At 67.2% G+C, this 25,813-nt stretch carries 25 protein-coding genes; 16 read left to right on the top strand and 9 right to left on the bottom strand.

From position 1 onward, the window contains the following. Positions 1–6 precede the first annotated feature (6 nt). From nuoN to DT074_RS01980, 10 genes are all read left to right on the top strand, one after another. Positions 7–1,434 carry an NADH-quinone oxidoreductase subunit NuoN gene (gene nuoN, locus DT074_RS02025; RefSeq protein WP_119418122.1) on the top strand — a complete coding sequence of 476 codons (1,428 nt, stop codon included), beginning with the start codon at positions 7–9 and terminating at the stop codon, positions 1,432–1,434. Beyond that, entirely contained in the window at positions 1,431–2,177 is a 747-nt protein-coding gene (locus DT074_RS02020) for a biotin--[acetyl-CoA-carboxylase] ligase (protein ID WP_368744379.1), read from the top strand. Before nuoN ends, DT074_RS02020 begins: the two co-directional genes overlap by 4 nt. Positions 2,178–2,180: 3 nt before the next feature. Further along, positions 2,181–2,954 carry a type III pantothenate kinase gene (locus DT074_RS02015; RefSeq protein ID WP_119418121.1) on the top strand — a complete coding sequence of 258 codons (774 nt, stop codon included), beginning with the start codon at positions 2,181–2,183 and terminating at the stop codon, positions 2,952–2,954. After that, a complete protein-coding gene (locus DT074_RS02010; protein ID WP_368744378.1) occupies positions 2,951–4,618 on the top strand; it encodes a ribonuclease J in 1,668 nt (555 codons plus the stop codon). Before DT074_RS02015 ends, DT074_RS02010 begins: the two co-directional genes overlap by 4 nt. A gap of 9 nt (positions 4,619–4,627) precedes the next feature. Further along, positions 4,628–4,888 carry a DUF1467 family protein gene (locus DT074_RS02005; RefSeq protein WP_119418120.1) on the top strand — a complete coding sequence of 87 codons (261 nt, stop codon included), beginning with the start codon at positions 4,628–4,630 and terminating at the stop codon, positions 4,886–4,888. Further along, a complete protein-coding gene (locus DT074_RS02000; protein WP_119418119.1) occupies positions 4,885–5,436 on the top strand; it encodes a nucleotidyltransferase family protein in 552 nt (183 codons plus the stop codon). Before DT074_RS02005 ends, DT074_RS02000 begins: the two co-directional genes overlap by 4 nt. A gap of 217 nt (positions 5,437–5,653) precedes the next feature. Then, positions 5,654–6,028, top strand: a complete 375-nt coding sequence (locus DT074_RS01995; RefSeq protein WP_119418118.1) for a hypothetical protein — start codon at positions 5,654–5,656, stop codon at positions 6,026–6,028. Between the two features lie 68 nt (positions 6,029–6,096). Further along, a complete protein-coding gene (proS, locus tag DT074_RS01990; RefSeq protein ID WP_119418117.1) occupies positions 6,097–7,416 on the top strand; it encodes a proline--tRNA ligase in 1,320 nt (439 codons plus the stop codon). A gap of 48 nt (positions 7,417–7,464) precedes the next feature. Next, complete coding sequence (locus DT074_RS01985; RefSeq protein ID WP_119418116.1) at positions 7,465–8,712, top strand: lipoprotein-releasing ABC transporter permease subunit; 1,248 nt, start codon at positions 7,465–7,467, stop codon at positions 8,710–8,712. Beyond that, positions 8,705–9,376: an ABC transporter ATP-binding protein gene (locus tag DT074_RS01980; protein WP_119418115.1), complete on the top strand. Its 672-nt coding sequence runs from the start codon at positions 8,705–8,707 to the stop codon at positions 9,374–9,376. Before DT074_RS01985 ends, DT074_RS01980 begins: the two co-directional genes overlap by 8 nt. A gap of 3 nt (positions 9,377–9,379) precedes the next feature. Here DT074_RS01980 and DT074_RS01975 read toward each other — a convergent pair whose 3' ends face one another. The 5 genes from DT074_RS01975 to DT074_RS01955 all read right to left on the bottom strand — a co-directional run bounded on the left by DT074_RS01975 (position 9,380) and on the right by DT074_RS01955 (position 15,138). After that, the gene (locus tag DT074_RS01975) at positions 9,380–11,071 is read right to left on the bottom strand and encodes a thiamine pyrophosphate-requiring protein (protein WP_438503660.1); all 1,692 of its coding nucleotides are present in this window, start codon (positions 11,069–11,071) and stop codon (positions 9,380–9,382) included. Between the two features lie 70 nt (positions 11,072–11,141). Then, on the bottom strand, positions 11,142–11,813 hold the full coding sequence (locus DT074_RS01970; protein ID WP_368744376.1) for a PEP-CTERM sorting domain-containing protein: 672 nt from the start codon (positions 11,811–11,813) through the stop codon (positions 11,142–11,144). Between the two features lie 492 nt (positions 11,814–12,305). Continuing rightward, positions 12,306–13,277, bottom strand: a complete 972-nt coding sequence (locus DT074_RS01965) for a hydroxyacid dehydrogenase (RefSeq protein ID WP_119418114.1) — start codon at positions 13,275–13,277, stop codon at positions 12,306–12,308. Between the two features lie 140 nt (positions 13,278–13,417). After that, positions 13,418–14,119 carry a PEP-CTERM sorting domain-containing protein gene (locus DT074_RS01960; RefSeq protein ID WP_119418113.1) on the bottom strand — a complete coding sequence of 234 codons (702 nt, stop codon included), beginning with the start codon at positions 14,117–14,119 and terminating at the stop codon, positions 13,418–13,420. Positions 14,120–14,367: 248 nt separating this feature from the next. Further along, positions 14,368–15,138: a PEP-CTERM sorting domain-containing protein gene (locus DT074_RS01955; RefSeq protein ID WP_119418112.1), complete on the bottom strand. Its 771-nt coding sequence runs from the start codon at positions 15,136–15,138 to the stop codon at positions 14,368–14,370. Between the two features lie 154 nt (positions 15,139–15,292). Between DT074_RS01955 and dnaE the strand changes: the two genes are divergently transcribed. The 6 genes from dnaE to DT074_RS01925 all read left to right on the top strand — a co-directional run bounded on the left by dnaE (position 15,293) and on the right by DT074_RS01925 (position 22,230). Beyond that, positions 15,293–18,778, top strand: coding sequence for a DNA polymerase III subunit alpha (dnaE, locus tag DT074_RS01950; protein ID WP_368744374.1), 3,486 nt, complete (start codon positions 15,293–15,295; stop codon positions 18,776–18,778). A gap of 34 nt (positions 18,779–18,812) precedes the next feature. Continuing rightward, complete coding sequence (locus tag DT074_RS01945) at positions 18,813–19,373, top strand: hypothetical protein (protein ID WP_119418111.1); 561 nt, start codon at positions 18,813–18,815, stop codon at positions 19,371–19,373. 80 nt (positions 19,374–19,453) lie between these two features. Then, positions 19,454–20,884, top strand: a complete 1,431-nt coding sequence (locus tag DT074_RS01940) for a mannose-1-phosphate guanylyltransferase/mannose-6-phosphate isomerase (protein ID WP_119418110.1) — start codon at positions 19,454–19,456, stop codon at positions 20,882–20,884. 116 nt (positions 20,885–21,000) lie between these two features. Beyond that, positions 21,001–21,417, top strand: a complete 417-nt coding sequence (locus tag DT074_RS01935; RefSeq protein ID WP_119418109.1) for a hypothetical protein — start codon at positions 21,001–21,003, stop codon at positions 21,415–21,417. 149 nt (positions 21,418–21,566) lie between these two features. Beyond that, entirely contained in the window at positions 21,567–21,809 is a 243-nt protein-coding gene (locus DT074_RS01930; RefSeq protein ID WP_162914558.1) for a hypothetical protein, read from the top strand. Further along, positions 21,790–22,230, top strand: a complete 441-nt coding sequence (locus DT074_RS01925; protein WP_119418107.1) for a putative toxin-antitoxin system toxin component, PIN family — start codon at positions 21,790–21,792, stop codon at positions 22,228–22,230. Before DT074_RS01930 ends, DT074_RS01925 begins: the two co-directional genes overlap by 20 nt. Positions 22,231–22,286: 56 nt before the next feature. On the opposite strand, the gene DT074_RS01920 is transcribed toward DT074_RS01925, so the two are convergent. Genes DT074_RS01920 through DT074_RS01905 form a run of 4 tightly spaced genes read right to left on the bottom strand, consistent with a single transcriptional unit; the run spans position 22,287 to position 25,782 of the window. Next, the gene (locus DT074_RS01920; protein ID WP_119418106.1) at positions 22,287–22,952 is read right to left on the bottom strand and encodes an aspartate/glutamate racemase family protein; all 666 of its coding nucleotides are present in this window, start codon (positions 22,950–22,952) and stop codon (positions 22,287–22,289) included. Between the two features lie 2 nt (positions 22,953–22,954). Continuing rightward, the gene (locus tag DT074_RS01915; protein WP_162914557.1) at positions 22,955–24,094 is read right to left on the bottom strand and encodes a CaiB/BaiF CoA transferase family protein; all 1,140 of its coding nucleotides are present in this window, start codon (positions 24,092–24,094) and stop codon (positions 22,955–22,957) included. A gap of 1 nt (position 24,095) precedes the next feature. Beyond that, positions 24,096–24,914 carry an enoyl-CoA hydratase gene (locus DT074_RS01910; RefSeq protein WP_119418104.1) on the bottom strand — a complete coding sequence of 273 codons (819 nt, stop codon included), beginning with the start codon at positions 24,912–24,914 and terminating at the stop codon, positions 24,096–24,098. Positions 24,915–24,930: 16 nt separating this feature from the next. Further along, on the bottom strand, positions 24,931–25,782 hold the full coding sequence (locus tag DT074_RS01905) for an SDR family oxidoreductase (protein WP_119418103.1): 852 nt from the start codon (positions 25,780–25,782) through the stop codon (positions 24,931–24,933). Positions 25,783–25,813: the final 31 nt, after the last annotated feature.

Below are 25,813 nucleotides of genomic sequence, written 5' to 3'. Positions count from 1 at the left end.
GCGAAGATGATCGCCGATATCGCCCTCGCCCTGCCGGAGATCTTCCTCGCCGTCGCCGCCATGGTGCTGCTCGTGTTCGGCGTCTATGCCGGCGAGAAGTCGACCCGCTTCGTCGCGACGGCCGCCATCGTCGCGCTCGCCGCCGCCATCGTGCTGGTGCTGGGCCGGCAGGCCGCGACCGGCTTCGGCGGCATGTTCGTCGTGGATGCCTTCGGCAGCTTCGCCAAGATCCTGATCCTGGTCGGCACCGGCCTCGCCATCGCCATGTCGCTCGGCTATCTGCGCGACCAGGGCATCGAGCGGTTCGAGTTCCCGGTCCTGCTGATGCTCTCCACGATCGGCATGATGATCATGGTCTCGGCCGGCGACCTGATCGCGCTCTATCTCGGCCTCGAGCTGCAGTCGCTCGCCATCTATGTCTGCGCGGCGTTCAAGCGGGATTCGACGCGCTCGACCGAGGCCGGGCTGAAATACTTCGTCCTCGGCGCGCTCTCCTCCGGCATGCTGCTCTACGGCGCCTCGCTGGTCTACGGCTTCGCCGGCACCACCAGCTTCGCCGGCCTCGCCCAGGTGCTGCAGGGCGGTGGCACGCCGATCGGGGTGCTGGTCGGCTTGGTCTTCATCGCCGCCGGCATCGCCTTCAAATGCTCGGCCGCGCCGTTCCATATGTGGACGCCCGACGTCTACGAGGGCGCGCCGACGCCGGTCACCTCGTTCATGGCGGCGGCGCCGAAGGTGGCCGCGATCGCGCTCTTCATGCGGGTCTTCCTGGTGCCGTTCGGCGGCATGGTGGAGGAGTGGCGGCAGATCATCGTGGTGATCGCGGTGCTCTCGATGGTGCTCGGCGCCTTCGCCGCCATCGGACAGAGCAACATCAAGCGGCTGATGGCCTATTCCTCGATCGGCCATGTCGGCTACGCCCTGATCGGTCTCGCTGCCGCGAACCAGGAAGGCGTGCGCGGCGTGCTGATCTACCTCGCGATCTATCTCGCGATGAATGTCGGCACGTTCGGCGTCATTCTCTGCATGCGCCGGGCCACCGGCTACAGCGAAGAGATTTCCGACCTTGCCGGCCTCGCCCGCACGCGGCCGGGACTGGCGGCGGCGATGGCCGTCTTCATGTTCTCGCTCGCCGGGGTGCCGCCGCTCGCCGGTTTCTTCGGCAAGTTCTACGTCTTCATGGCGGCGGTGAATGCCGGGCTCTACGTGCTGGCGGTGATCGGCGTGGTGACCAGCGTGGTCGGCGCCTACTACTACCTCCGCATCGTCAAGCTGATGTATTTCGACGCGCCGGCCGAGCCCTTCGCGGCCAATACCGACCGCGGCGTCGGCGTCGTCACCGTGGCGGCGGGTCTGTTCACGCTCTTCTTCTTCGTCTATCCGGCGCCGATCGTCGCCGGCGCGCAGATCGCCGCGCGGGCCCTGCTGCCGTGATCGCCCTGCCGGCCGGCTATCAGCTGGCCGCCTATGACACGATCGGCAGCACCAATGACGAGGCGCTGAGGCTGGCCGAGGCGGGCGCGCCGGCCGGCACGGTGGTCTGGGCCAAGGCGCAATCGGGCGGGCGCGGACGGTCGGGCCGGGGCTGGGCGTCGCCGCCGGGCAATGCCTATTTCTCGCTGCTGCTGCGCCCCGCGGTTCCTGCGGCCGAAGCCGCAAGCCTCTCCTTCCTCGCCGCCGTTGCCGTGGCGGAGGCCTTCGAGGCCCTGCTGGCGCCCGGCAAGGCCGTTGCCTGCAAATGGCCGAACGACGTGCTGATCGACGCCCGCAAGGCGGTCGGCATCCTGCTGCAGTCGCGGCTCGGCACCTCCGGCATAGTGGAGGCACTGGTGGTCGGCATCGGTACCAATGTTGCGACCAGGCCGGAAGGCACCGAATGGCCGGCCACGTCGCTGTCGGCGGAGGGCTATGCCGGCGGTGTCGAGGCGGTGGTGGCGGCCGAGGTGGCGGCGCTCGACCGCTGGCTCGGGCGCTGGCGGGCGGAGGGCTTCGCGCCGGTCCGCGCGGCCTGGCTGGCGCGCGCCCATGCGCTCGGCCGCCGTATCCGGGCCCGTACCGGTAGCCACGAGCTGCATGGTACCTTCGAGGGGCTGGACGCGGCCGGCGCCCTGCTGCTTGCCGGCGATGACGGGAAGCGCCATGTCATCACGGCCGGCGAAGTCTTCCCTGTGGGCTGAATCATGCTGCTTGCCATCAACGCCAACAACACCAACACCAAGTTCGCCGTGTTCGACGGCGAGCGGATCGTCGGCGAATGGCGCCAGCACACCACCGCCCTGCGCACCGGCGACGAGCATGCCGTCTGGCTGTTCCAGCTGATGGCGATCGAGAAGATCGATCCGGCATCGATCACCGCCACGATCATCGGCAGCGTGGTGCCGCAGGCGACCTTCAATCTGCGCCGGCTCTGCACCCGTTACTTCAATTCCGAGCCGATGGTGCTGGGCGAGCCCGGTATGAATTACGGCATCGAGGTGAAGGGCGCCGGGGCCGGTGCCGACCGCATCTGCAATACCGTCGGCGCGGGGGTGATGTTTCCGCAGCAGCCGATGATCGTGGTGGATTTCGGCACCGCCACCACCTTCGACGTGGTGGACGAGCAGGGTGCCTATTGCGGCGGCGTCATCGCGCCGGGCATCAACCTTTCGATCGAGGCGCTGGTCAACGCCACGGCGCTGCTGCCGCGCATCGTGGTCGAGCGCCCGAAGCAGGTGATCGGCACCAACACGGTCGCCTGCATGCATTCCGGGGTGTTCTGGGGCTATGTCGGCCTGATCGAGGGCATCGTCGCCCGCATCAAGGCGGAGTTCGGCCGGCCCATGAAGGTGATCTCCACCGGCGGCCTTGCCCCGGTATTCGACGGCTCGACCGGCGGGGTGATCGAGCAGGTCATCCCCGACATTACCATGCGCGGCCTGTTCGAGATCTGGCGGCGGAACGGCGGCCGCCTGTGAGCGCCACCGACACACGGGACGGCGGCCTGGTCTTCCTGCCGCTCGGCGGCGCCGGCGAGATCGGCATGAACCTGTCGCTCTACGGCCATGCCGGCAAATGGCTGATGGTCGATCTCGGCATCACCTTCGCCGACGAGACGCTGCCCGGGATCGACATCCTGATGCCGGACCCCGCCTTCATCGAGGGCGAGCGCGACGACCTGGTGGCGCTGGTGCTGACGCATGCTCATGAGGATCATCTCGGCGCCGTGCCGCATCTCTGGCCGAGGCTGCGCTGTCCGGTCTATGCGACACGCTTCGCCGCGGCCCTGCTGCACCGCAAGCTGGTGGATGCCGGGCTCGAGGACGAGGTCGAGGTGCGGCTCTACGAGCCGGGCGACGTGCTCGACATCAAGCCGTTCCGCGTGACGCCCATCGGCATCACCCATTCGATCCCGGAATCCATGGCGCTGGCGATTGAGACCGCGGCCGGCACGGTGCTGCATACCGGCGACTGGAAGCTCGACGAGACGCCGCTGGTCGGCCCCGCCACCGACCGCGAGGCGCTGCAGAAATTCGGCGACATGAGCGTGCTGGCGCTGGTCTGCGATTCCACCAACGTCTTCAACAAGGGCAGGTCGGGCTCGGAGGCGGCGGTGCGCGAGGGCCTGCTCGACCTGCTGAAGGACAAGCCGGGCCGTATCGCCGTCACCACCTTCGCCTCCAATGTCGCGCGGTTCGAGACCGTGGCGCATGTGTCGCGGGAGCTGGACCGCCATCTCGTCATCGTCGGCCGATCGCTTTGGCGCATCCACGACGCGGCGCGCGAGGCGGGCTATCTGCGCGACCTGCCACCGGTCCTGTCGGAGCGCGATTTCGGCGACCTGCCGCGCGACAAGGTGCTGCTGCTCTGCACCGGCTGCCAGGGCGAGGTTCAGGGTGCCATGGCGCGCATCGCCAACGGTGACCACCGCCATGTCCACCTCTCGCCCGGCGACACGGTGGTGTTCTCCTCGCGCATCATCCCGGGAAACGAGCGGACGCTGTTTTCGCTGCACAACAAGCTGGCCCGCGCCGGCATCGAGGTGGTGACCGAGAAGGATCACTTCGTGCACGTCTCCGGCCACCCTGCGCGGGAGGAGCTGGCCGAGATGTACCGCCTGATCCGCCCGCGCGTCGCGGTGCCGGTGCATGGCGAGGCGCGGCACCTGGCCGAGCATGCCGCCTTCGCCAAGTCGCTGCAGGTGCCGCAGGCGGTGATCCTGAACAACGGCGACGTGCTGAGGCTCGGACCCGGCGAGCCTGCGGTCGCGGGCGAGGTGCCGGCCGGCCGGCTCGCCCTCGACGGCGATGCCGATCTGATCGCGCCGGAGGGCGAGCTGGTGCGGCGCCGGCGCCGGCTGATGTACAACGGCGTCGCGGTGGCGAACCTGGTATTCGACCCCCAGGGCGATCTGGAGACCGAGCCGGCGATCACCCTGGTCGGCGTGGCCGAGGACGAGAGCGACGGCTTCGAGGATGAGGTCGCCGATTCCGTTGCTCGGGCGGTCGAAGGCCTGCCGGGACGCATGCGCTTCGACGACGACAAGGTGATCGAGAGCGCGACCAAGGCGTTGCGCGCGGCGGTCCGTCGACGCATCGACCGTCGCCCGCATGTCGAGATCCGTATTGCACGGGTACGATAAGAGGCTCAGGTGAACTGGTACACCGGCGTCATGACCTACATCATCATCTGGTGGTGCGTGCTGTTCGCCGTGCTGCCGATCGGCGTGCGCACGCCGGAGGAGGCCGGCGTCGACGCGGTGCCCGGCCAAGTCCCGAGCGCCCCGATCCGCCCGCGGCTGGTGATGAAGGCCCTGCTGACGACGGCGATCGCCAGCGTGCTGTTCGCCGCTTTCTGGTTTGTGCAGGATCGCGACCTGTTCGGTCTTGGCGCGTTCTGGAAGGGGAAGTGAACCCGGCGGAAACCCGCATCGCCGACATCCTGCGGCGCGATCCGGTGCTGCAGCGGGCGCTGCCGGCGCTCGCCGGCCTGGCACTGCCGGATGCCTGGATCGGTGCCGGCGCTGTCCGCAATCCGGTTTTCGACCATCTGCACGAGCTCGCGCCGCAACCGCTCGCCGATATCGATGTCGCCTGGTTCGATCCGGACGACGCCTCGGCCGAGCGCGACGCCGCCATCGAAGCCGAGTTGCGCCGGCAGGCGCCGGGCCTGCCATGGTCGGTGCACAACCAGGCGCGCATGCACCGGCGCAATGGGCATGCGCCCTATGCCGGCGCCGTGCACGCGATCGGCCATTGGGTGGAGACGGTGACCGCCGTCGCGGCGCGACTCGACTGTCGCGGCGGCATCGAGATCGCAGCGCCGCACGGGGTCGACGACCTGCTGGCCCTGGTGCTGCGGCCGGTGCCGGCCTATCGCGACCGGCTCGACGTCTTCTATGCCCGCATTGCCGCCAAAGGCTGGATTCGCCGCTGGCCCCGGTTAACGGTCCGTCTCTGAGGGCAAAAAGAAAGCGCAAGACCCATCCGGGGGCTTGCGCTATTGCCATCTGGCAATGAACCCTTCTTGTTCCATCCGGCCGCCCATGGCGAACGACCGTTGGTCGGGCTTTTCCTCCCAAGACTTGGGCCACCGGGAAACTGCCCGGAGACACTATTTATCGCTGGAAAAATTAGTCGAGTCCGGGCAGCAAGTCATCAAGATTCTTTCGCTGGTTATGGCAGTTGTGGTTATTTTATTTCCTGATCCGCTGCGCGCGCAGCCGCTGGAAGTCGTCGTGGTTGGACGCGACACCTGCCGGGCCTTGACCGCCCACCGCCCGGCGCCCGGCGTCGAATACAAGCCGGGAGTCGACGTGCAGGGGCGCCCGGTGGCACCGGCCGACCTGCCGGCCGAGGCGGCGGCGGGGCCCGACGAGGTGCGGGTGGCGCTGAAGCGCGACCTCGCCATCGGTACCGGCAGCCTTGGTGCCTCCGAGATCGTGGTCGGCGAGGTTGCGGTCGATCTCAAGACCGGCAAGGCCATGCTGAACGGCAAGCCGCTGGACCAGGCCTTCGAATCCGACGTCGTGGCGGCCTGCCGCCGGCGCTGAGGGTTTCGTTGCGGCCCAACCGGGGGCCACGTAAATAGTTGCGGACCCGTCCCGTATCGGATGCCGCAATGCGCTTGAGCCGCTTCTTCCTGCCCGTCCTGAAAGAGAACCCGAGCGAGGCGCAGATCGTCTCGCACCGGCTGATGCTGCGCGCGGGCATGATCCGCCAGGCCTCGGCCGGCATCTATTCCTGGCTGCCGCTTGGCTTCCGGGTGCTGAAGAAGATCGAGCAGATCGTGCGCGAGGAGCAGGACGCGGCCGGCTGCAACGAGCTGCTGATGCCGACCATCCAGTCGGCCGATCTGTGGCGCGAGAGCGGCCGCTACGACGATTACGGCAAGGAGATGCTGCGCCTCCAGGATCGGCACGAGCGCGACATGCTCTATGGCCCGACCAACGAGGAGCTGATCACCGACATCTTCCGCAAGGAGGTGAAGAGCTACAAAAACCTGCCGATGCTGCTCTATCACATCCAATGGAAGTTCCGCGACGAGGTGCGCCCGCGCTTCGGCATCATGCGCGGCCGCGAGTTCCTGATGAAGGACGCCTATTCCTTCGATCTCGACCAGGCCGGCGCGCGCCGCGCCTACAACAAGATGTTCGTCGCCTATCTGCGCACCTTCGCTCGCATGGGCCTGAAGGCGATTCCGATGCAGGCCGATACCGGGCCGATCGGCGGCGATCTCTCGCACGAATTCATCATCCTGGCCGAGACCGGCGAGAGCGCGGTGTTCTGCGACAAGGCACTGGTCGAGCGCGACGTGCTGTCGGAAGCGGTCGACTACGACGCCGACCTGCAGCCGATGGTCGACAGCTGGACGTCAGCCTATGCGGCGACCGACGAGAAGCACGACGCGGCGCGGTTCAATGCCATTCCGGCCGAGCGCCAGGTCTCCGCCCGCGGCATCGAGGTCGGCCATATCTTCTATTTCGGCACCAAGTACTCGGGCCCGTTGAAAGCCGAGGTGGCCGGGCCGAACGGCGAGATGGTCACTGTCCACGGCGGTTCCTACGGCATCGGCGTATCGCGGCTGTTGGGCGCCATCATCGAGGCGAGCCACGACGATGCCGGCATCATCTGGCCGGACAGCGTGGCGCCGTTCGATGTCGGCATCGTCGACCTGAAGCCGGACGATGCGGCTTGCGCGAAACTCGGCGCGGAGCTTGAGAGCAAGCTGAAGGCGGCGGGAAAGGACGTGCTCTACGACGACAGCGCCGACCGCGCCGGCGCGAAGTTCGCCACCATGGACCTGATCGGACTGCCCTGGCAGGTGACCGCGGGGCCCCGCGGTGCGAAGGCCGGTACGGTGGAGCTGAAGCGGCGCGCGACCGGCGAGAAGCAGGAGCTGTCGGTCGACGCCGCTCTCGCCAGGCTGCTCGGATCGTGAGCGCGGTGCCACGGTTTCGCCGCGATCCGCCTCTCTGATCCCGGGCCCATGATCTTCTCCCGCTTCGAATGGATGATGGCCGGGCGCTATCTGCGCGCGCGGCGGCAGGAAGGCTTCATCTCGGTCATCGCGCTGTTCTCGCTGCTCGGCATCATGCTGGGCGTCGGCACGTTGATCGTCGTCATGGCGGTGATGAACGGCTTCCGGGCCGAGCTGCTCGGCCGCATTCTCGGCCTCAACGGCCATCTGATGGTGCAGAGCTTCGAGCGCGGGCTCGACGACCACGAGCGGCTGATGGGCGAGCTGAAGAGGCTCGACGGCATCACCTATGTGCAGCCGGTGGTCGACGGCCAGGTGATGGCGACGGCGAATGGCGCCGCGACCGGGGCGCGCGTGCGCGGACTCGCTCCTGACGACCTGCGCAAGCAGTCGCTGGTGGCCCGCCGGATCGTGCAGGGCGACCTCGCCGATTTCGGCGGCGAGGATGCCGTGGTGGTCGGCGACCGCATGGCGCGCACGCTCGGCCTCAAGATCGGCGACCGCATCACGCTGATCTCGCCGCAGACCACGGCGACGGTGTTCGGCACCGTGCCCCGCCTGCAGGCCTATCGCGTGGTCGCCACCTTCGATATCGGCATGTTCGAATACGACAGCGCCTTCGTGTTCATGCCGCTCGCGCAGGCGCAGATCTATTTCCGCCTGGGCGAAAAGGTCAGCGGCATCGAGGTGATGCTGAAGGACGGCAACGCGGCGCCGCAGAAGCGGCTGGAGATCGCCCAGGCGCTGAACAACCGCTACAGCATCTACGACTGGCAGCAGGCCAATGCGCAGTTCTTCAACGCGCTGCAGGTCGAGCGCAGCGTGATGTTCCTGATCCTGAGCCTGATCATCCTGGTCGCCGCCTTCAACATCATCTCCAGCCTGATCATGCTGGTGAAGGACAAGGGGCGCGACATCGCGATATTGCGCACGATGGGCGCGACGCGCGGCAGCGTGATGCGCGTTTTCTTCCTGTCCGGCGCGGCGGTGGGCGTGATCGGCACCGTGCTCGGCTGCGCCGCCGGCTATGCCTTCGCGGCGAATATCGAATCGATCCGCCGCTGGCTCGAATCCACCTTCCTGGTCGAGCTGTTCCCGGCCCAGGTCTATTTCCTCACCCGGCTGCCGGCCAAGGTCGAGGTCATGGAGGTGGTGCAGGTGGTGGCGATGGCGCTGGCGCTGTCGATCCTTGCCACGATCTATCCGTCCTGGCGTGCCGCGCGGCTCGATCCGGTGGAGGCGCTGCGCTATGAGTGAGCCGCTGCGCCTGCAGGATGTGGAGCGGGTCTTCGTCCAGGGCGCCGAGCGGCTGCATGTGCTGCGCGGCGTCAACCTTGCGCTCCGCGCCGGCGAGGTGGCGGCGCTGGTCGGGCCATCCGGCGCCGGCAAGTCGACCCTGCTGCACATCGCCGGGCTGCTCGAGCGCGCCAGCGGCGGCGAGGTGCTGATCGACGACGCGCCCGCCTCGCGCATGAGCGAGACCGAGCGCACCTTGGCGAGGCGGGCCAAGCTCGGCTTCGTCTATCAATTCCATCACCTGCTGCCGGAATTCTCCGCGCTGGAGAACGTGGCGATGCCGCTGATCATCGCCGGACTGCCGAAGAGCGAGGCGAAGCAGCGCGCATCCGCTTTGCTCGGCCGGCTCGGCCTTGCCGAGCGGCTGAAGCACCGGCCGGCGCGGCTATCGGGCGGCGAACAACAGCGCGTCGCCATCGCCCGTGCCGTGGTGCACGGGCCGAAAGTGCTGCTGGCCGACGAGCCGACCGGCAATCTCGACCACGCCACCGCCGACGTGGTGTTCGGCGAGCTGCTCGGCCTGGTGCGCGAGCACCAGCTCGCCGCCCTGATCGCGACCCACAATCCCGACCTCGCCGCCCGGATGGACCGCGTGGTCCATCTCAAGGACGGCGTGCTGGTCTGACCCTCAGGGCCGGGAGATGTCGATCTCCTTCGAGGTGATGAACTCCAGCAGCGCGGCCTGACCCTTCTGCGTCGCCTCGATGCCGCGCCTGATCGCCGGCACGATCTCCTCCGGCCGCGTCACCCGCTCGCCGAAGCCGCCGAAGGCGCGCGCCATCGCGGCATAGTCGCCGGAGATGTCGGTCGAGCGGTATTTCTCGGTCGCCACCTTCATCACCGGCAGCTCGATCGCCATGGAGAAGTTGTTGAGCAGGATGGAGAGGATCGGGATGCGCTCGCGCACCGCGGTCTCGAAATCCATGCCGGTGAAGCCGATCGCCGCGTCGCCCCAGACGTTGATGCAGAGCTTGTCGGGGGCGGCGAGCTTGGCGCCCATGGCGAGGCCGAGGCCGTAGCCCAATTGCGTGGTCTTGCCCCAGCCGAGATAGGTCATCGGCCGGGTCGTCTTCCAGAACGGCGATAGCTGGTCGCGCGGGCTGCCGGCATCGTGGGTGATGATGGTGTTGGCGACGTCGACGGTGCGGTGCAGCTCGGCCAGCACGCGATAGGCGTTGAGCGGCGCGTCGTTCGAGTTGCGCTTCGGTGCCCAGGTTTCGAGCCAGGCAGCCTCGACCTGCTTGATTTCCGCCGCGACCTGCGAGGCATCGCGCGCCTTGCCGCCGAGCAACTTGCGGCAGGCATCGGTGAGCGCGGCGAGTGTCAGCTTGGCATCGCCGACCAGGCCCATCTCGGCGCGGACGTCCTTGTTGAGGTCGCGGCTGTCGAGCGTCGCGTGGATGATCGGCTTGCCCGCCGGCATGGCGGTGGCGAAATTGGTCTCGCCGAAGCTGCAGCCGATGCCGAAGATCAGGTCCGAGGCCTTGAGGAAATGCGTGACCGGCGCCGGGTGCGCGCGGCCGCCGGAGCCGAGGGCGAGCGGGTGCGTTTCGTCGAAGCAGCTCTTGCCCTGCAGGGTCGTCATCACCGGCGCGGCGAGCAGCTCGGCGAGCTCGCGGAGCTCGGCATAGGCCTCGGCCCAGTGCACGCCCTGGCCGGCATGGATGACGGGGCGCTTCGCCGCCACCAGCCGCTCGGCCACCTTGGCGACGGCCTCGGGATCGGGGCCCGAGCGCGTGGTGAAGACCGGCTGATAGTCGAGCGGCTCCGGCACCTCCTCGGCATAGATGTCGGTCGGCACCTCGACCAGCACCGGGCCGCCGCGGCCGTTGCGCAGCTGGGTGAAGGCGCGGCGCAGGATGTTGGGAATTTCGCGGCCTGAGGTGATCGGCTCGGCGCTCTTGGTGATGCCGGCCATCTGGATGGTGGAGTTGAAGTTCGGCGGCACATGGGCAATGCGCCGGGCATAGCCCTGGGGCATGACCAGGATCGGCACGCTCTCGCTGAAGGCCTGGGCGACGCCGCCATAGGCGTTCTCGGCGCCCGGGCCGTGCTGCATGACGAAGAGGCCGAGCTTCTTGCCGCGACTGACGCGCGACATGGCATCCGCCATGTGCAGGCCGACCCGCTCCTGGCGCACGATGATGGGGCGGATATCGGCGGCGGCGCCGTGCTCGAGGAGATGGTTGACCGGATAGCCGATCATGATCTCCACGCCTTCGCGCTTCAGGATCTCGGCAATGGCCGGGCCTGCCTTCATCTTGCGTCCCTCCCGATCGATGGCGCCGGCCGGGCCGGCGCGGGGCGCAGTGTGATCCAGAAGGCCGCAAAAGAAAACGGGCGGCACTTGCGCGCCGCCCGTTCCGTAAACCTCCGGAGAGGCTCGGGTATCAGGCCGAGCGACGGCGGCGGATCAGGCCCATCGCCACCAGGCCCGCGCCGAACAGCGCCAGCGTGGCCGGCTCCGGCACGTCGGTGGTCGGCGGGGTCAGGGTCTGGGTGAACTTGTTCTCGAACCTCTTCAGCTTGTCGTCGTCGTCGACGTGAACGTAGTCCTCAATGTAGAGGATCGACGCGCTCAGCGGGATCGACGTGTCCGAGCCGTCGTTGGTCACTTCGAGCGTGTCCAGCAAAGCGCCGCCCAGCGAGCTGTAGATCTTCTTGGTCACCGTGCTCGAACCAGAGCCCTGCTCCCAATCGAAGTCCGAGGTCAGCTCCACCGACGTGATCTTGTAGTTCGGGTCGAGCACTTCGATAATGTACTTCAGGTTGAAATCGACGCCGTTGAAGCCGCCATCCCGATCCTGATCGTACTGGAACGTATGCAGAAGGCCGTTCCCATTGATATCGAAGTCGATGTCGCTGCCAGAGCCCGCATTGTTGCTGCTGACATAGGTGAATTTCTTGTCGCCGGACACGCAGCTGCCTACGCGCGCCCAATCGCCGACGTCACCGACGTTGGAACACTGCGTGATCTGTGTTGCCGAGGCTGCCGAGCTGAGCATCAGCCCGGCGCCCAAGCCTGCCGAAATGAGGGCCAGGCGGCCCATCACGTGGTTCATTTATACCCCCAACTGTTGGACGAGTGCGTCACACGCCGTTAACGAAGCAGGCTTCGTGCCAATTTGTTAACTATTTGGTCCCGTTGATATTTCAGATTTATCACGGAAGAGTGTGTCAAGTTTCGTAAAAAATATTGACTCCGATTGGCGGTCGGCCGATCAAATCGGGCGCGTCGGGACAACAACCCAATGGTCACGCCAAGTTACACAAATGATCGGCCCTTACAGCGCGAGGCAAATACGCTGTGGATAAGTCTTGATGCCGAACCTCCTCGCGGCTTTCTTGTCCGCGAATTCGTTCGAGAGCATGGTCTCTTATTTGGTTAACGGGAATTCATGCGCCGAGCATGGTGCTCTGCCGCACCGATGCAGCTGTCGCCGGTCTGCCGCGCCATTCAATATCACACCGATATCGCAAACGCGCGGTTCTGGCACGGCGGGTCGAGAGCTGCTGTCAACTTGGAATACAACCGGACGCAGCAGATCCCATCGTCACCCCAGCACTTCCGGATTGACGCAGTTCTCCCGCTTCGGCCGGCCGTCGAACACATCCAGCAGGTTCTGCACCGCCGCCACCGCCATGCGGTCCAGCGCCTCCCGCGTCACACCGGCCATGTGCGGCGCGTAGATGGTGTTGGGCAGCTTGAGCAAGGGATTGGCCGGGTCGACCGGCTCGCGGTCGAACACGTCGAGCGCCGCGCCGGCGAGCTGGCCGCCGGTCAGGGCGGCGTGCAGGGCGCCCTCGTCGACGATGCCGCCGCGGGCGGTGTTGACCAGGAAGGCGCCCTTCTTCATCGCCGCGAGCTCGGCCCGGCCGATCAGGCCCACCGTCTCCCCTGACTTCGGGCAATGGATGGTGACGAAATCGGCCCGGGCCAGGGCGGCGCGCAGGTCGCTGACCGGCTCGGCGCCGTACATGCGCAACACGTCGGTCTTGAGATAGGGGTCATAGGCCAGCACGTTCATCTCGAAGGCGGCGCAGCGGCGGATCACGCGCGAGCCGATCCGCCCGCCGCCGATCACCAGCACGGTCTTGCCGGCAAGGTCGCCGGGCAGCGCGCCGAATCTTTCGGCCCAGCGCTCGCGGCGCACCATGGCGTCCATCTCGGCGGCGCGCTTGGCCAGCGCCAGCATGAAGAACACCGCCTGCTCTGCCACGCTGACCGAATTGGCGATGCCGGCGATCATCACCGCGACGTTGCGCCCCGTGCAGGCGGCGACGTCGACGTTGTCATAGCCGACGCCGAGCCGGGCCACCGCCATCAGGTTCGGCGCCACTGCCAGGTCGGCCGCGGTGAAGCCGGTGACGCGGAGCGTCACGCCGTGCACGTCCTTCAGCTTGGCGCGGAACTGCTCTGGCGGGGCGGGATCCAGGACCTCGTAGTCGATGTCGTCGCGTGCCTTGACCAAAGCGAGGCCCGCTTCCGGGATGCCGAGCGGGATCAGGATCTTCTTGCGGTTCATGCGTTTCCCCCAGAGGTCGGTCGCGGGCCGCGTTTTTACGCCGGCGGTCCTTGGATGATGTCGACCGCACTTATAGCGCAAACGGAAACGGGCGGCGCTGGCGCGCCGCCCGTCCGTCTTCCCCCGAGATCTGGAGGTGCTTAGGCGCTCCGCTTGCGGCGGGTCGCCGCGCCGAGGCCGGCGAGGCCGAGGCCGAGCAGGGCCAGCGTGCCCGGCTCCGCGACGGTGGTCGGCGGGCTGTAGCTGGCCGCCAGGCCACGGATCTTGAACTCGTCGTTGTCGCCGCTCGGATCGGCGGCGATGAGCAGGTAGGTGCCCGTCATGTTGAGCGGATTGACGTTGCTGTAGGTCTGCACCTCGCCGTTGCCGTTGCAGCTGCTGTTGCAGGAGAAGCTGCCGAGATCGGTCAGGCCGAAATCGCCGTTGATCGTGCCGCCGGCGAAGTTGCTGCCGAACCACACCTTGATGTCGGCGTCGCCGTACGAGGTCAGGATGATGCTGTCGATGTCGATCGCCTGGCTGAACTGGAACAGGACGAGATCGATACGGCCGCCGTTATCGACATAGTGATCTTCGTTCCAGGTATTCGTGACGCCGAGGCCCGGCGAATAGTGGCCGAGATAGGCGGCCTGGATGTTCGACGAGCTCGAGGTCGCATAGAAGGCCGAGGCGGTCAGCGAGATGCCGGCCGGGCTGCTGGCGAAGTTGCGGGTGTTGCCGGCCGAGCCGTTGTCGTTGCTGTTCCCGCCAGTGAAGCTCCAGCTATAGGCGGCGGCATGGGCCGAGCTTGCGAAGGCAAGCACGGCAACCGCGGCGCCGGCCAAAAGGGTGTTCTTCAGCATTGTACTCCTCCAGTTGATCTACGCGCCGCCCGTTGCCTCACCTGACCCCGGATCGACTAGCGATGCCGACCTATAAGCAACGAGGATGCCAACTGAAGGTGTCGATATCAGAAGCCACGAAACGCCCCAGAAACTGGGCGCTTTTCTAGTGAATTTCTCTTCACTATCTCCCTTTATCTCTATGAATGTATCGATTCCTGACAGTAAAGGTGGACGCGTATCCGGATTTATAGTTAACGGCGTGCCGCTCAATTCCGGCGGCGATGGCGGACCAGCAGCCCGAGCGCGGCGACGCCCAGCCCGAGCAGCGCCAGCGAGGCGGGCTCCGACACGTCGCTCGTTGCCGGCGGCGGGGCGGAATAGCTGGCCGTCAGGGATTGCAGCTTGAACGCGTCGTCTTCGTCGTACCCGATCCGACCCCCGAACAGCAGCGCCGTCGCCGTGGTGTCGCCGCCGGTCCAGACCGTACGGTTGGACGAGCTGTTGGAGGTGTCGTCGTCGAACTGGCTGTCGAAGCCCAGGGCGGCGAGGTCGTTCACCCCCGCGCCGGCCAGGTCGAGCGGCACGTTGCCGTCGCCGACCCAATAGGTGACGTCGAGGTCCTTGTAGTCGTTGTCGCTGCTGTAGCGGCGGATGGTGGCGCTGGTCGGGTCGAAGGTGCCGCCGCCGAGGAACTCGATCAGCACGAAGTCGTTTCGGCCGCTGTTCCCCACATTGTCGATCTGGTGGCTCGGCGAGCCACAGCCGGTGCTTTCGCCCTGGTTGCAGATACCCAGCCCGGCGCCGCCATAGCGCAGGAGCTGCGCCGCCTCGAACACGCCGCCGCTGGTCAGGCTCCAGGCCGTCAGCCGCACCTGCTGGCCGTCGGCGGTGAAGGTCAGGCTGTTGCCGAAGCCCGAGCCGCCCGAGGTCACCGTCGTATTGGACAGATCCTCGAAGTCCCAGGTGACGGCGGACGCCTGTGCGCCGCCGGCCAGAGCGGTCACCGCCGCGCCCGTCAGCAAGAGTTGCTTCAGCATGATCCGCCTCCAGCTCCGATCCCTCGGGAATGAAGCTGCAGACTGAGGTGCGAGGCCTTACCGCCGGGTTTCGGCCGGCACCGGATTCGTGGTGAATATCGCGTTCAGGTTAATGCGCACCGGCCTACCGACACGCGATCGAGAGCGTGCGACAATGGCCGGCCGCGACTCCGCCAGCCGAGCCATGCCCGCCGATTTCGTCCATCTCCGCGTCCAGACCGATTATTCGCTCTCCGAGAGCGCGATCCGCATCAAGGAGCTGCCCAAGCTCTGCGAGGCGCATGCGATGCCGGCGGTCGGCATCGCCGATAGCGGCAACCTGTTCGGCGCCATGGAGGCCTGCGCGACCCTGGCCAAGGCCGGCATCCAGCCGGTGGTCGGCTGCAAGCTCGGCCTGGCGCGTGAGGAGGCGGAGGGGTTGTCCGGGCGGATCGGCCGCAAGCCGGAGCCGGATGCCATCGTCGTTATCGCCAAGGACGAGGCCGGCTGGCGCAACCTGATGGCGCTCAGCTCCGCCGGCTATCTGGAGACGCCGGCCGGTGAGACGCCGCACGTGATCTGGCGCCACCTGGAGGCAATGGCCGACGGGCTGATCTGCCTGACCGGCGGCACCGCCGGCGTGGTCGGCCGGCTGCTCGCCGACGGCCAGAACGATGCGGCCCGCGAGGTGCTGCAGCGGCTGGCCGCGCTCTATCCCGGCCGTCTCTATGTGGAGCTGCAGCGGCATGGCGTGCCGGCCGAGGCGGCGATCGAGGAGCGGCTGATCGATCTTGCCTATGCGCTGGACCTGCCGCTGGTCGCGACTAACGATTGCCTGTTCCCGACCGAGGCGATGTACGGGGCGCATGACGCGCTGCTCTGCGTCGCGCAGGGCTCCTCGGTCAGCAACAACGACCGGCGGCGGGTGACGCCGAACCACCGTTTCCGCTCGGCCGCCGAAATGAAGGCCGCCTTCGCCGATCTGCCGGAGGCGATCGCCAACACGCTGGTCATCGCGCAGCGCTGCGCCGTGATGGCGCCGGAGCGGAAGCCGATCCTGCCGCGCTTCACCACCGAAGTGGGCGAGGACGAGCCGGCGGCGCTGCGCCGCATGGCGCATGAAGGTCTCGACCGGCGCCTCGCCGCGATGGGCGATTTGTCGCCGGAGCAGGCCAAGACCTATCGCGAGCGGCTCGACTACGAGCTCGACGTGATCGTGACGATGGGCTTTCCCGGCTACTTCCTGATCGTCGCCGACTTCATTCAATGGGCGAAACGGCAGGGCATTCCGGTCGGACCGGGCCGCGGCTCCGGTGCCGGTTCGGTCGCCGCCTGGGCGCTCACCATCACCGATCTCGACCCGCTGCGCTTCGGCCTGCTGTTCGAGCGCTTCCTGAACCCCGAGCGCGTGTCGATGCCGGATTTCGATATCGACTTCTGCCAGGACCGGCGCGACGAGGTGATCAAGTACGTGCAGGACCGCTATGGCGCCGACCGCGTGGCGCAGATCATCACTTTCGGCACCCTGCAGGCGCGGGCCGCGATCCGCGATTGCGGCCGCGTGCTGGAAATGCCGCTCGGCCAGGTCGACCGCATTGCCAAGATGGTGCCGATGAATCCGGCCAATCCGGTGACCCTGTCGAAGGCGCTGGAGGGCGAGCCGAGGCTGCGTCACGAGCGCGATACCGACGAGAGCGTGGCGCGCCTGCTCGACGTGGCGATGAAGCTCGAAGGCCTGCACCGGCATGCCTCGACGCATGCCGCCGGCGTGGTGATCGGCGACCGGCCGCTGACCGAGCTGGTGCCGCTCTACCGCGACCCGCGCTCGCCCTTGCCGGCGACCCAGTTCAACATGAAATGGGTCGAGCCGGCCGGCCTGGTGAAGTTCGACTTCCTCGGCTTGAAGACGCTGACCGTGCTGCAGCGTGCCGTGCAGCTGCTGCGGAAGCGCGACATCAATCTCGATCTCGGCAACCTGCCGCTCGACGACCGGCCGAGCTTCGATCTGCTGTCCAGGGCCGATACGGTCGGCATCTTCCAGCTGGAAAGCCAGGGCATGCGCGACGTGGTGCGCAACCTGAAGCCCGACCGGCTGGAGGACATCGTCGCCCTGGTGGCGCTGTACCGCCCGGGCCCGATGGAGAACATCCCGCGCTTCATCAACTGCAAGCACGGCCGCGAGGAGCCCGACTACCTGCACCCGCTGCTGGAGCCGGTGCTGAAGGAGACCTACGGCGTCATCGTGTACCAGGAACAGGTGATGCAGATCGCCCAGATCCTGGCCGGCTATTCACTCGGCGAAGCCGATCTGCTGCGTCGCGCCATGGGCAAGAAGATCAAGGCCGAGATGGAGGCGCAGCGCGAGCGCTTCGTGCAAGGCGCCGAGGCGAAAGGCATTCCGGCCGAGCGCGCCAGCTACATCTTCGACCTGGTCGACAAGTTCGCGGGCTATGGCTTCAACAAGAGCCATGCGGCCGCCTATGCGCTGGTCGCCTATCAGACGGCCTATCTCAAGGCGAACCACCCGGTCGAGTTCATGGCCGCGACCATGAGCCTCGACATCGCCAATACCGACAAGCTCGGCACCTTCCGCCAGGAGCTGCGCCGGCTCGGCATCGAGCTGCTGCCGCCGGACGTCAACCGGTCGGAGGTCGAGTTCTCGGTCGAAGCCGTTGCAAGCGGGAAGGGTGCGGTGCGTTACGCGCTGGCGGCGATCCGCAATGTCGGCATGAGCGCGGTCGAGGGGCTGGTCAGGGAACGGCAGAGCGGACCGTTCCGCAGCGTCGCCGATTTTGCCCGCCGGATGGACCCTCAGGCGCTGAACAAGCGCATGGTGGAGAACCTGGCGCGGGCCGGGGCCTTCGACGCGCTGGAGCGCAACCGGCGCAAGGTCTGCGAAGGCGCCGACGTCATCATGCGCCAGGCGCAGTCGGCGGCGGAGGCGCGCGAATCCAAGCAGGTGTCGCTGTTCGGCGGGGCGGCGGCGGCAGAGCCGCCGCTGCCGCTGCCGCAGGGGCCGGATTGGGACGACCTGCATCGCCTGGAGCAGGAATTCGCCGCCATCGGCTTCTATCTCTCGGCGCATCCGCTGGATGCCTATGCGCGGTCGCTGAAGCGGCTCGCCGTGATGCGCTATGCCGATCTGGCGCGCGGCCTCTCCGACCGGCCGACGCAGGCCCGGATCGCCGGCATCGTGATGGGCCGGCAGGAGCGCACCTCGCAACGCGGCAGCCGCTTCGCCTATGTGCAGATGTCGGATCCCTCCGGCACGTTCGAGGTGCTGGTCTTTGCCGAGGCGCTGTCGAACGCGCGCGAGCACCTGGAACCCGGCAAGGCCCTGGTGGTTACCGTCGAAGCGCGGCCCGACGGCGAAACCGCGCGCCTGAGCGCCAAGGCGATCGAGCCGTTGGAGAAGGTGGCCGATACGGCGGCCGACGGCATCGTCGTGCATATCCGCGACATGGCCCCGATCGGCGGCATCCGCGCCGTGCTCGACCGGGTAAAGAAGGCGACGGCGCGCGGCCAGGTCAGCATCATGCTGCGCCTGCCGGAAGACGGGTCGGAAGTGGAGATCCAGCTGCCCGGCGGCTATGCGGTGACGCGCGAGGCGCGCGCCGCGCTGAAGCAGGTGGGCGGCGTCGACCTGGTCGAGGAACGCTGAGGCCGAACGCGGGTCATTGCCCCGGAGGTCGGATATGCGATACCGCGATTGCGCGGCGATACTGGCCGCGTCGGCCCTGATGGCCTGCGGCACGGACCATATCGGTCCCGGCCACTACGGCACCATCTACACGACAGGCCTCGTCGCCTATGCGACGCCGAAAGGCGAGATGGCGACGGAGATCCGCGGCAATGTGCCGGGCACGCCGGAAGCCGTCACTTTCCTGATGCGGCCGCCGGGCTGGCTGCCGCCGTTCCGCTTCACCACGCGGCCCGATCCCGAGACGCCGGCGGGCTATCGGGTGATTCTGCATTTCGATCCGGCATCCGCCGCCGTCAGCGGCGAACGGGTCTGCCAGGGCGAGCGCTCAGCGGATCTGAATCCGCCGCCCAAGGACCGGAAGATGCGCATACAGGCGGTTTTCTGCGCCTATGACCGCTTCGTCTCGGAAGCCAACGGCTATACCGACCGGCCGGCATCGCTGGACGACCCGGCCTTCCGCAGCACCCTGGACCTGCTGCTGGCGACCCTGCTGCCGCCGCGCAATCCGGTCACCGAGAGGTTCGACGCCGGTTGCCGGTTCCGGCCCTGCTGATGCCGCAAATGCCTCCTTGAAATGGTAGAAATGCGTTAACAGCGCATTCGCTAGCGTTTCGGCGGAAGAGCGAGGCAAGTATGGCGTCCAGGCAGATGCGGATTCACCCGGTCGTTATGGCGGGCGGCAGCGGCACGCGGCTGTGGCCGCTCTCCCGCCAGGCCTATCCGAAGCAGCTTCTGCCGCTCGCCGGCGATCAGAGCATGCTGCAGGAGACGCTGAAGCGCGTCGCCACGTCCGCCTTCGCGCCGCCGATCCTGATCTGCAACCAGGACCACCGCTTCATCATCGCCGAGCAGATGCGCGAGGCCGGCATCAACGGCGGCCATATCGTTCTCGAGCCGGTCGCCCGCAACACCGCGCCCGCCGCCGCGGCCGGCGCGCTGATCGCCCAGCAGGAAAACCCGGAGGCGCTGGTCCTGCTGATGGCCTCCGACCATGTCATCCGCGATGCCGAAGGCTTCCGCGCCGCCGTGGAAGTCGCCGCCAAGGCGGCGACGATGGGCAAGCTCGTGACCTTCGGCATCAAGCCGGACCGGCCGGAGACCGGCTACGGCTATGTGCGCGCCGGTGCGCCGCTGCCGGGCTGCGTCGGCTGTTTCGCGGTCGATCGCTTCGTCGAGAAGCCGGACCTGAAGACGGCCGAGAGCTATCTCGCCGAGGGCGGCTATGCCTGGAACAGTGGCATGTTTCTGTTCTCCGCCAAGGCCTATCTCGCCGAGCTCGGCCGGCTCGAGCCGGCCATGCTCGCCGCGGCCAAGGAGGCGGTGGCGAAGGGCTCCAGCGATCTCGACTTCCTGCGCCTCGATCCCAAGGCCTTCGCGGCTTCGCCGTCGCAATCGATCGACTATGCCGTGATGGAGAAGACCGCGCTCGCCGCCACCTGCCCGATCGATGTCGGCTGGAGCGATGTCGGCTCGTGGACGGCGCTGTGGGATATCGGCGAGCGCGATCCCGCCGGCAACGTGCTGCGCGGCGACGTGGTGACGTTCGACGCCACCAATTCCTATATCCGCTCCGAAGGCCCGCTGACCGCCGTGATCGGCCTCGACGAGGCCGTGGTGGTGGCGACCGACGATTGCGTGCTGGTCGCGGCCAAGGATCGCGTGCAGGACGTCAAGGGCGTGGTCGACCGCTTGAAGCAGATGGGCCGCAAGGAGCATGCCGAGCATCCGACCGTGTACCGGCCCTGGGGCAGCTATCGCGGCATCGGCGAAGGCGCGCGGTTCCAGGTCAAGCGCATCGTGGTCAAGCCTGGCGCCTCGCTCTCGCTGCAGATGCATCACCATCGCGCCGAGCACTGGATCGTGGTCAGCGGTACCGGCCGCGTCACCAAGGGCGAGGAGACCTTCCTGCTCTACGAGAACCAGTCGACCTTCATCCCCATGGGCATGACGCACCGGCTGGAGAATCCAGGCCACATCCCGCTCGAGCTGATCGAGGTGCAATCCGGCGGCTATCTCGGCGAGGACGACATCGTGCGCTTCGCCGATACCTACGGGCGGAGCTGAAATGCGAACGATGTGGCGCCGGTCCAAGCATGTGCAGGCGGAGAACCGTCTTTCACGTGCGCGAGGCGATGTCTTGTAGAAGAAGGTATCGAGCTGAACCAGGTTTGGAAACCGCGATGCGGGTGATCATCGTAGCTGTGCTGACGCTGTCGTGCCTCGTGTCGGGATGGTTTCCCGCGGCGGCCCAGGAATGCCCTTCGAGGCCATCTGCCGATCTCACCGGCCGCCCGTCCTATGACCGCTTTAAGTCGGAGATCGAGAAAGCCGCTGTTGTTGGCGAAGTGGTATCAGCTGCGGGCGAGTTGGGCCTAGATCTCGGCATCTTGGATAAGAGAAAGGATGTATTTGTCGTTCCGCTTCCCGACGACGTCAGAGCCCGAAACCCCACCTATACGGGGATCGAAACAGTGCGTCTGCGCCGCGTCTTTTGCCCGAAGGGATTTGGCGACGGTGGCGTCCAAGTCCTGTTTCTGTTCGACGATCAGGAGAGGATCCTGGACAGATGGGAAAGATCGACGGGAGTCGCTCCTTGATCGTATTGCGGAGCGCACGGCACCGAAACTCCCGAATGGCAACGCGTCTGCGGCTGGCAACAAGCCCGATGTAGCTTCCTGCGAGGCGTTGCCGACTAGAGCCGTTGCCCACGTCCGTATGCTAGGCTATTCGCTGGAGGAGATGGATGATGAACGACACCGTCATGGTTCAGATCCCCGTCTCGCGCGAGGCTGCAGCGGCTCTGCAGGAGCAGGCGCGGCGCGAGAAGGTGGGGAAATTGGTCAGCAATCTCCTGCGTCCCGAGGCGCCGGTGAGCGATCCGCTTGCAGCGCTGATTGCCGAGATCAAGGCTGCGGCCCGCGCTGAGGGCCTGAGCGACAAGGAAATCGACGCCGAGCTTGCCGCCTACAATGCCGACCGTCGTCTTTGACGCGAGTTCGGTTGTCGGTGCGCTGCTGAAGGCGGATTCGATCCCCGAGCGGGCTCTGCTTCTCGCGCGCAGTCATGAAACGATATGCCTTTCGCCGGTGGTCGAGGCGGAGATCCGCGAGGTGTTCTCCCGTCCCCGATTTGCCAGGCATCTTTCTGGTGGACGCGGGGGCGCGGTCCTGAGCCTGCTATCGATGGCGGCCACATTCGTCACGCCGACCGAATCCGTGACCGACTGTCGTGACGCGAAGGACAACAAGTATCTCGAACTTGCGCTCGCTGCAGGGGCGCAGACCATCGTATCGAGCGACGACGATCTTCTGGTCCTGGACCCTTGGCGAGGCATCCGCATCGTCACTCCGGCCGAATATGTGAGGCGGTTCGAACCGTTGCCCGAACCGGGGAATCGGAAGCGCTCCTGACAAAGCCATTGGCGCGCTGGGCCGGCGTCCGCCGCCCTGTGGGGGAAGATCTTCGCCTACGCCCCGAGCAGCTGCTTCAGGTGCAGCACCGCCGCGTCGGGCGGCGTCAGCACTTTCGGGTGCTTCACCAGCGGTGCGGCGCGCGCCATCGAATACTGCGCCAGCATGACGGCGTCGCAGGCGGGCAGGCGTGCGGCGGCTTCGGCTACCAAGCGGTCATGCGTGGCGGCATCGCCGGCCTCCAGTGCTTCGAGCGCGCCGGTCGCCTCCTCGGTGAACAGGCCGATCGGGTGCCTGGCCGCTGCCATCACGTCGGCCTTGAACGGGGCGAAGGTGCCGCGGAAGCTGGCGATCAGGCCGAGATTGCTGCCGGCAGCCAGCGCCTGCGCGATCATCGCCTCGTAGGGCTTCAGCACCGGCACCGTGACCTTGGCCTTCGCCGCATCGACCGCCGGGCCGAAGGCTGAGCCGGTGAACAGGATGGCGTCGGCGCCGGCATCGACGCAGTAGCGGCAGAGATCGGTGAGGCGGCGGTTGAACAGGGCTGTGAATCCCCCGGCCTCGGCGAGGCCGGCGATCAGCGAATCCTCCAGCAGGTTGAAGGCCCAGGCTTCCGGCCAATGCTCGGCGAAGGCCTGGTTGATCGGATCGATCGAGACCGGGATGGCATGCACCAGAGCGATGCGGCGTTGGCCCGGCTTCGGCGGGTCACGATAGGGCATGGCTACTTCTTAGCGAAAACCTCGCCAAGAATCTCCGCCGTGTGCTCGCCGAGCTTCGGCGCGCGGCGCACCACCTGGGGGCGCTCGCCTTCGAACTTGATCGGCAGGCCCATCAGGCGGATGTCGATGCCCGGCACGTTCATCAGCATGCCGACGGCCTCGGTCTGCGGCTCGGCCAGCACCTCGGGCAGCGTGTTGATCGGCGCGCAGGGCACGCCGGCCGCCTCCAGGATGTCGATCCACTCGCCCTTGGTCTTGGTCGTCATGATGCGGGCGATCTCGGGGATGATCTCGTCCCGGTGCTCGTAGCGCCCGGCATTCTTGGCGAAGCGCGGATCCTCGGCCCAATCCTTGCGGCCGAGTGCGATGGCGAGCTTGGCGAACAGGCGGTCGTTGCCGGCGGCGACCACGACCGGACCGTTCTTCGTGTCGAAGCCCTGGAACACGATGAGTCGGCTGGAGCCGGTCGGGTGGCGCTGCGGCAGCTCGCCGGAGAGCGCATAGCCGGAATAGGGCATGGTCCACCAGCCAAGCGCCGTCTCGAACAGCGAGGTGTCGACGATGCCACCGCGGCCGGTCACCGAGCGCCGCACCAGCGCGCCGAGCACGCCGATCGCCGCCCACATGCCGGTGCCGTGGTCCAGCACTTGCGTGCCCATGCGGATCGGCTTGCCGCCCTCGTCGCCCTGCAGGGTCATCAGGCCGGAGAAGGCCTGCACCATCGGTTCGAAGCCCGGCTTGTCCTTCAGCGGCCCGACGCTGCCGAGCGCCCAGAGCGAGCAGTAGACGAGCCTGGGGTTGCGCGCGGTGAGCGTCGCCGCGTCAAGCCCGAGCGCCTCCATCGAGCCCGGGCGCAGGTTCTGCACCAGCACGTCGGCATGGTCGATCAGCGTGAGCAGCTTCTCGATCTCCGCCTTGTCCTTCAGGTCGACGGTGATGGAGCGCTTGTTCAGGTTGACGGCGTTGAAGCCGCCGGAGGTGCCGTCCAGGAAGGGCGGGCCCCAGTGGCGCGCATCGTCGCCGCCCTCGGGCCGCTCCACCTTGATCACATCGGCGCCGAGATGCGCCAGGATCTGCGCGCAGTAGGGGCCGGCGAGATTCTGCGCCACCTCGACGACCTTGATTCCTTTCAGCGGCAGCATGTCAACGCCCGGTGAAGCGCGGCGGGCGCTTCTCCATGAAATGCGCGACGCCTTCCTTGAAATCCTCGGTGCCGCGGCACTTGACGATCTCGGCATCGGCGACCGCGGTCGCTTCCGCCAGGCTCTGGAAACAGGCGTCGTAGACCTGGCGCTTGATGATGCGCATGGCGCGGGGCGAGGAGAGCGTCGCGAGATCGCGCGCCTTCGCCTGCACGGCGGGGAGGAAGCCTTCCATAGGCAGCACGTCGTTGACCAGGCCGATCGCTTTCGCCTCCCGCGCCTCGATCATCCGGCCGGAGAACAAGAGGTCGAGCGCGTTGGCGGTGCCGATCAGCCGCGGCAGCATCCAGGCCATGCCGTGTTCCGCCACCATGCCGCGGCGCACGAAGACGGTGCCGATGCGGGCGCCGTCGGCCATGTAGCGCAGGTCGCAATAGAGCGGGATGACGAAGCCGACGCCGGCGCAGGCGCCGTTGATCGCCGCGATCACCGGCTTCGGCACGCGCAGCATGTAGCTGTAGCGGCGCTCGAAATTGGCTTCCAGCCCGTCGCCCGGCGGGGTCAGCGGCGGCTGCTGCATGGCCGATTTTTCGCCGGTGGAGGAGGCCTGCAGCCGGGCCATGTCGGCGCCGGAGCAGAAGCCCTTGCCGGCGCCGGTGATGACGATGGCGCGCACCGCCTCGTCATCGGTCGCGAGCTTCAGCGCGTCCTTCAGCTCGTGCTGCATCTGCACCGTCCAGGCGTTCAGCTTGTCCGGCCGGTTGAAGGTGATGGTGGCGACGCCATCGGCGACGTCGTAGAGCATTTCCTGGAAGTTCATGGACGTATCCTCAGGCTCAACTGTTCTTCTTCGCCGGGCGGATGCGGTCCCAATCGGCATCGGTCCAACTCAACATCTCCGTCGTGCCGACACCGCCGCCGCCGGTATGCTGCTTGCCGCCGTCGATGGCGATGATCTCGCCGGTGATGAAGCCGGCCTTGTCCGAGACCAGATAGGCGCAGAGATCGGCCAGCTCCTCATGCCGGCCGACGCGGCCCAGCGGGATCGCGGCCTCGGCAGGCTTGCGGCCGGCGCCTTCGGGGCGGAGCCGGCTCCAGGCGCCCTCGGTCGGGAAGGGGCCGGGCGCCACGCCGACCAGGCGGATGCCCTTCGGCCCCCATTCGACGGCTAGGCTCTTGATCATCGCGACCAGTCCCGCCTTGGCCATGGCTGAGGGCACCGTGAACGGCGCGCCGGTCAGCGCCGACAATGTCAGGATGTTGAGCACCGTGCCGGGCTGGCCTTCCTCGATCCAGCGCCGGCCGCAGCCGATGGTGCAATAGGCGGCGCCGTGCAGCACGATGCCGAGCACGGAATCGATGGCGCGGTGCGACAGCTTGTGCGTCTGGGCGATGAAATTGCCGGCCGCGTTGTTGACCAGCACGTCGAGCGCCCGGTCGGCCCAGATCCGATCCAGCATCGCTTCGACCGCCTCGGGATCGCGCACGTCGCAGGATATGGGCGTGACCTTGGCGCCGTATTCCTTGTGTATCTCGGCGGCGGTGGCCTCCAGGACTTCAAGCCTGCGGCCGCAGATGACCAGCTCGGCACCGAGCTCGGCATAGCGCCGGCCGATCGACTTGCCGAGGCCGGTGCCGCCGCCGGTGATCAATATGCGCTTGCCGGCCAGCAGGCCTGCCTGGAACACGCTTCCTCCAAGGGCATTCTGTTTCCGGTCA

This window comes from Desertibaculum subflavum, assembly GCA_003576705.1.
GTDB lineage: Bacteria > Pseudomonadota > Alphaproteobacteria > Ferrovibrionales > Ferrovibrionaceae > Desertibaculum > Desertibaculum subflavum.
Note: the sequence above shows the minus strand (reverse complement) of the source record. Positions and strands in the feature narration are given on the sequence as shown.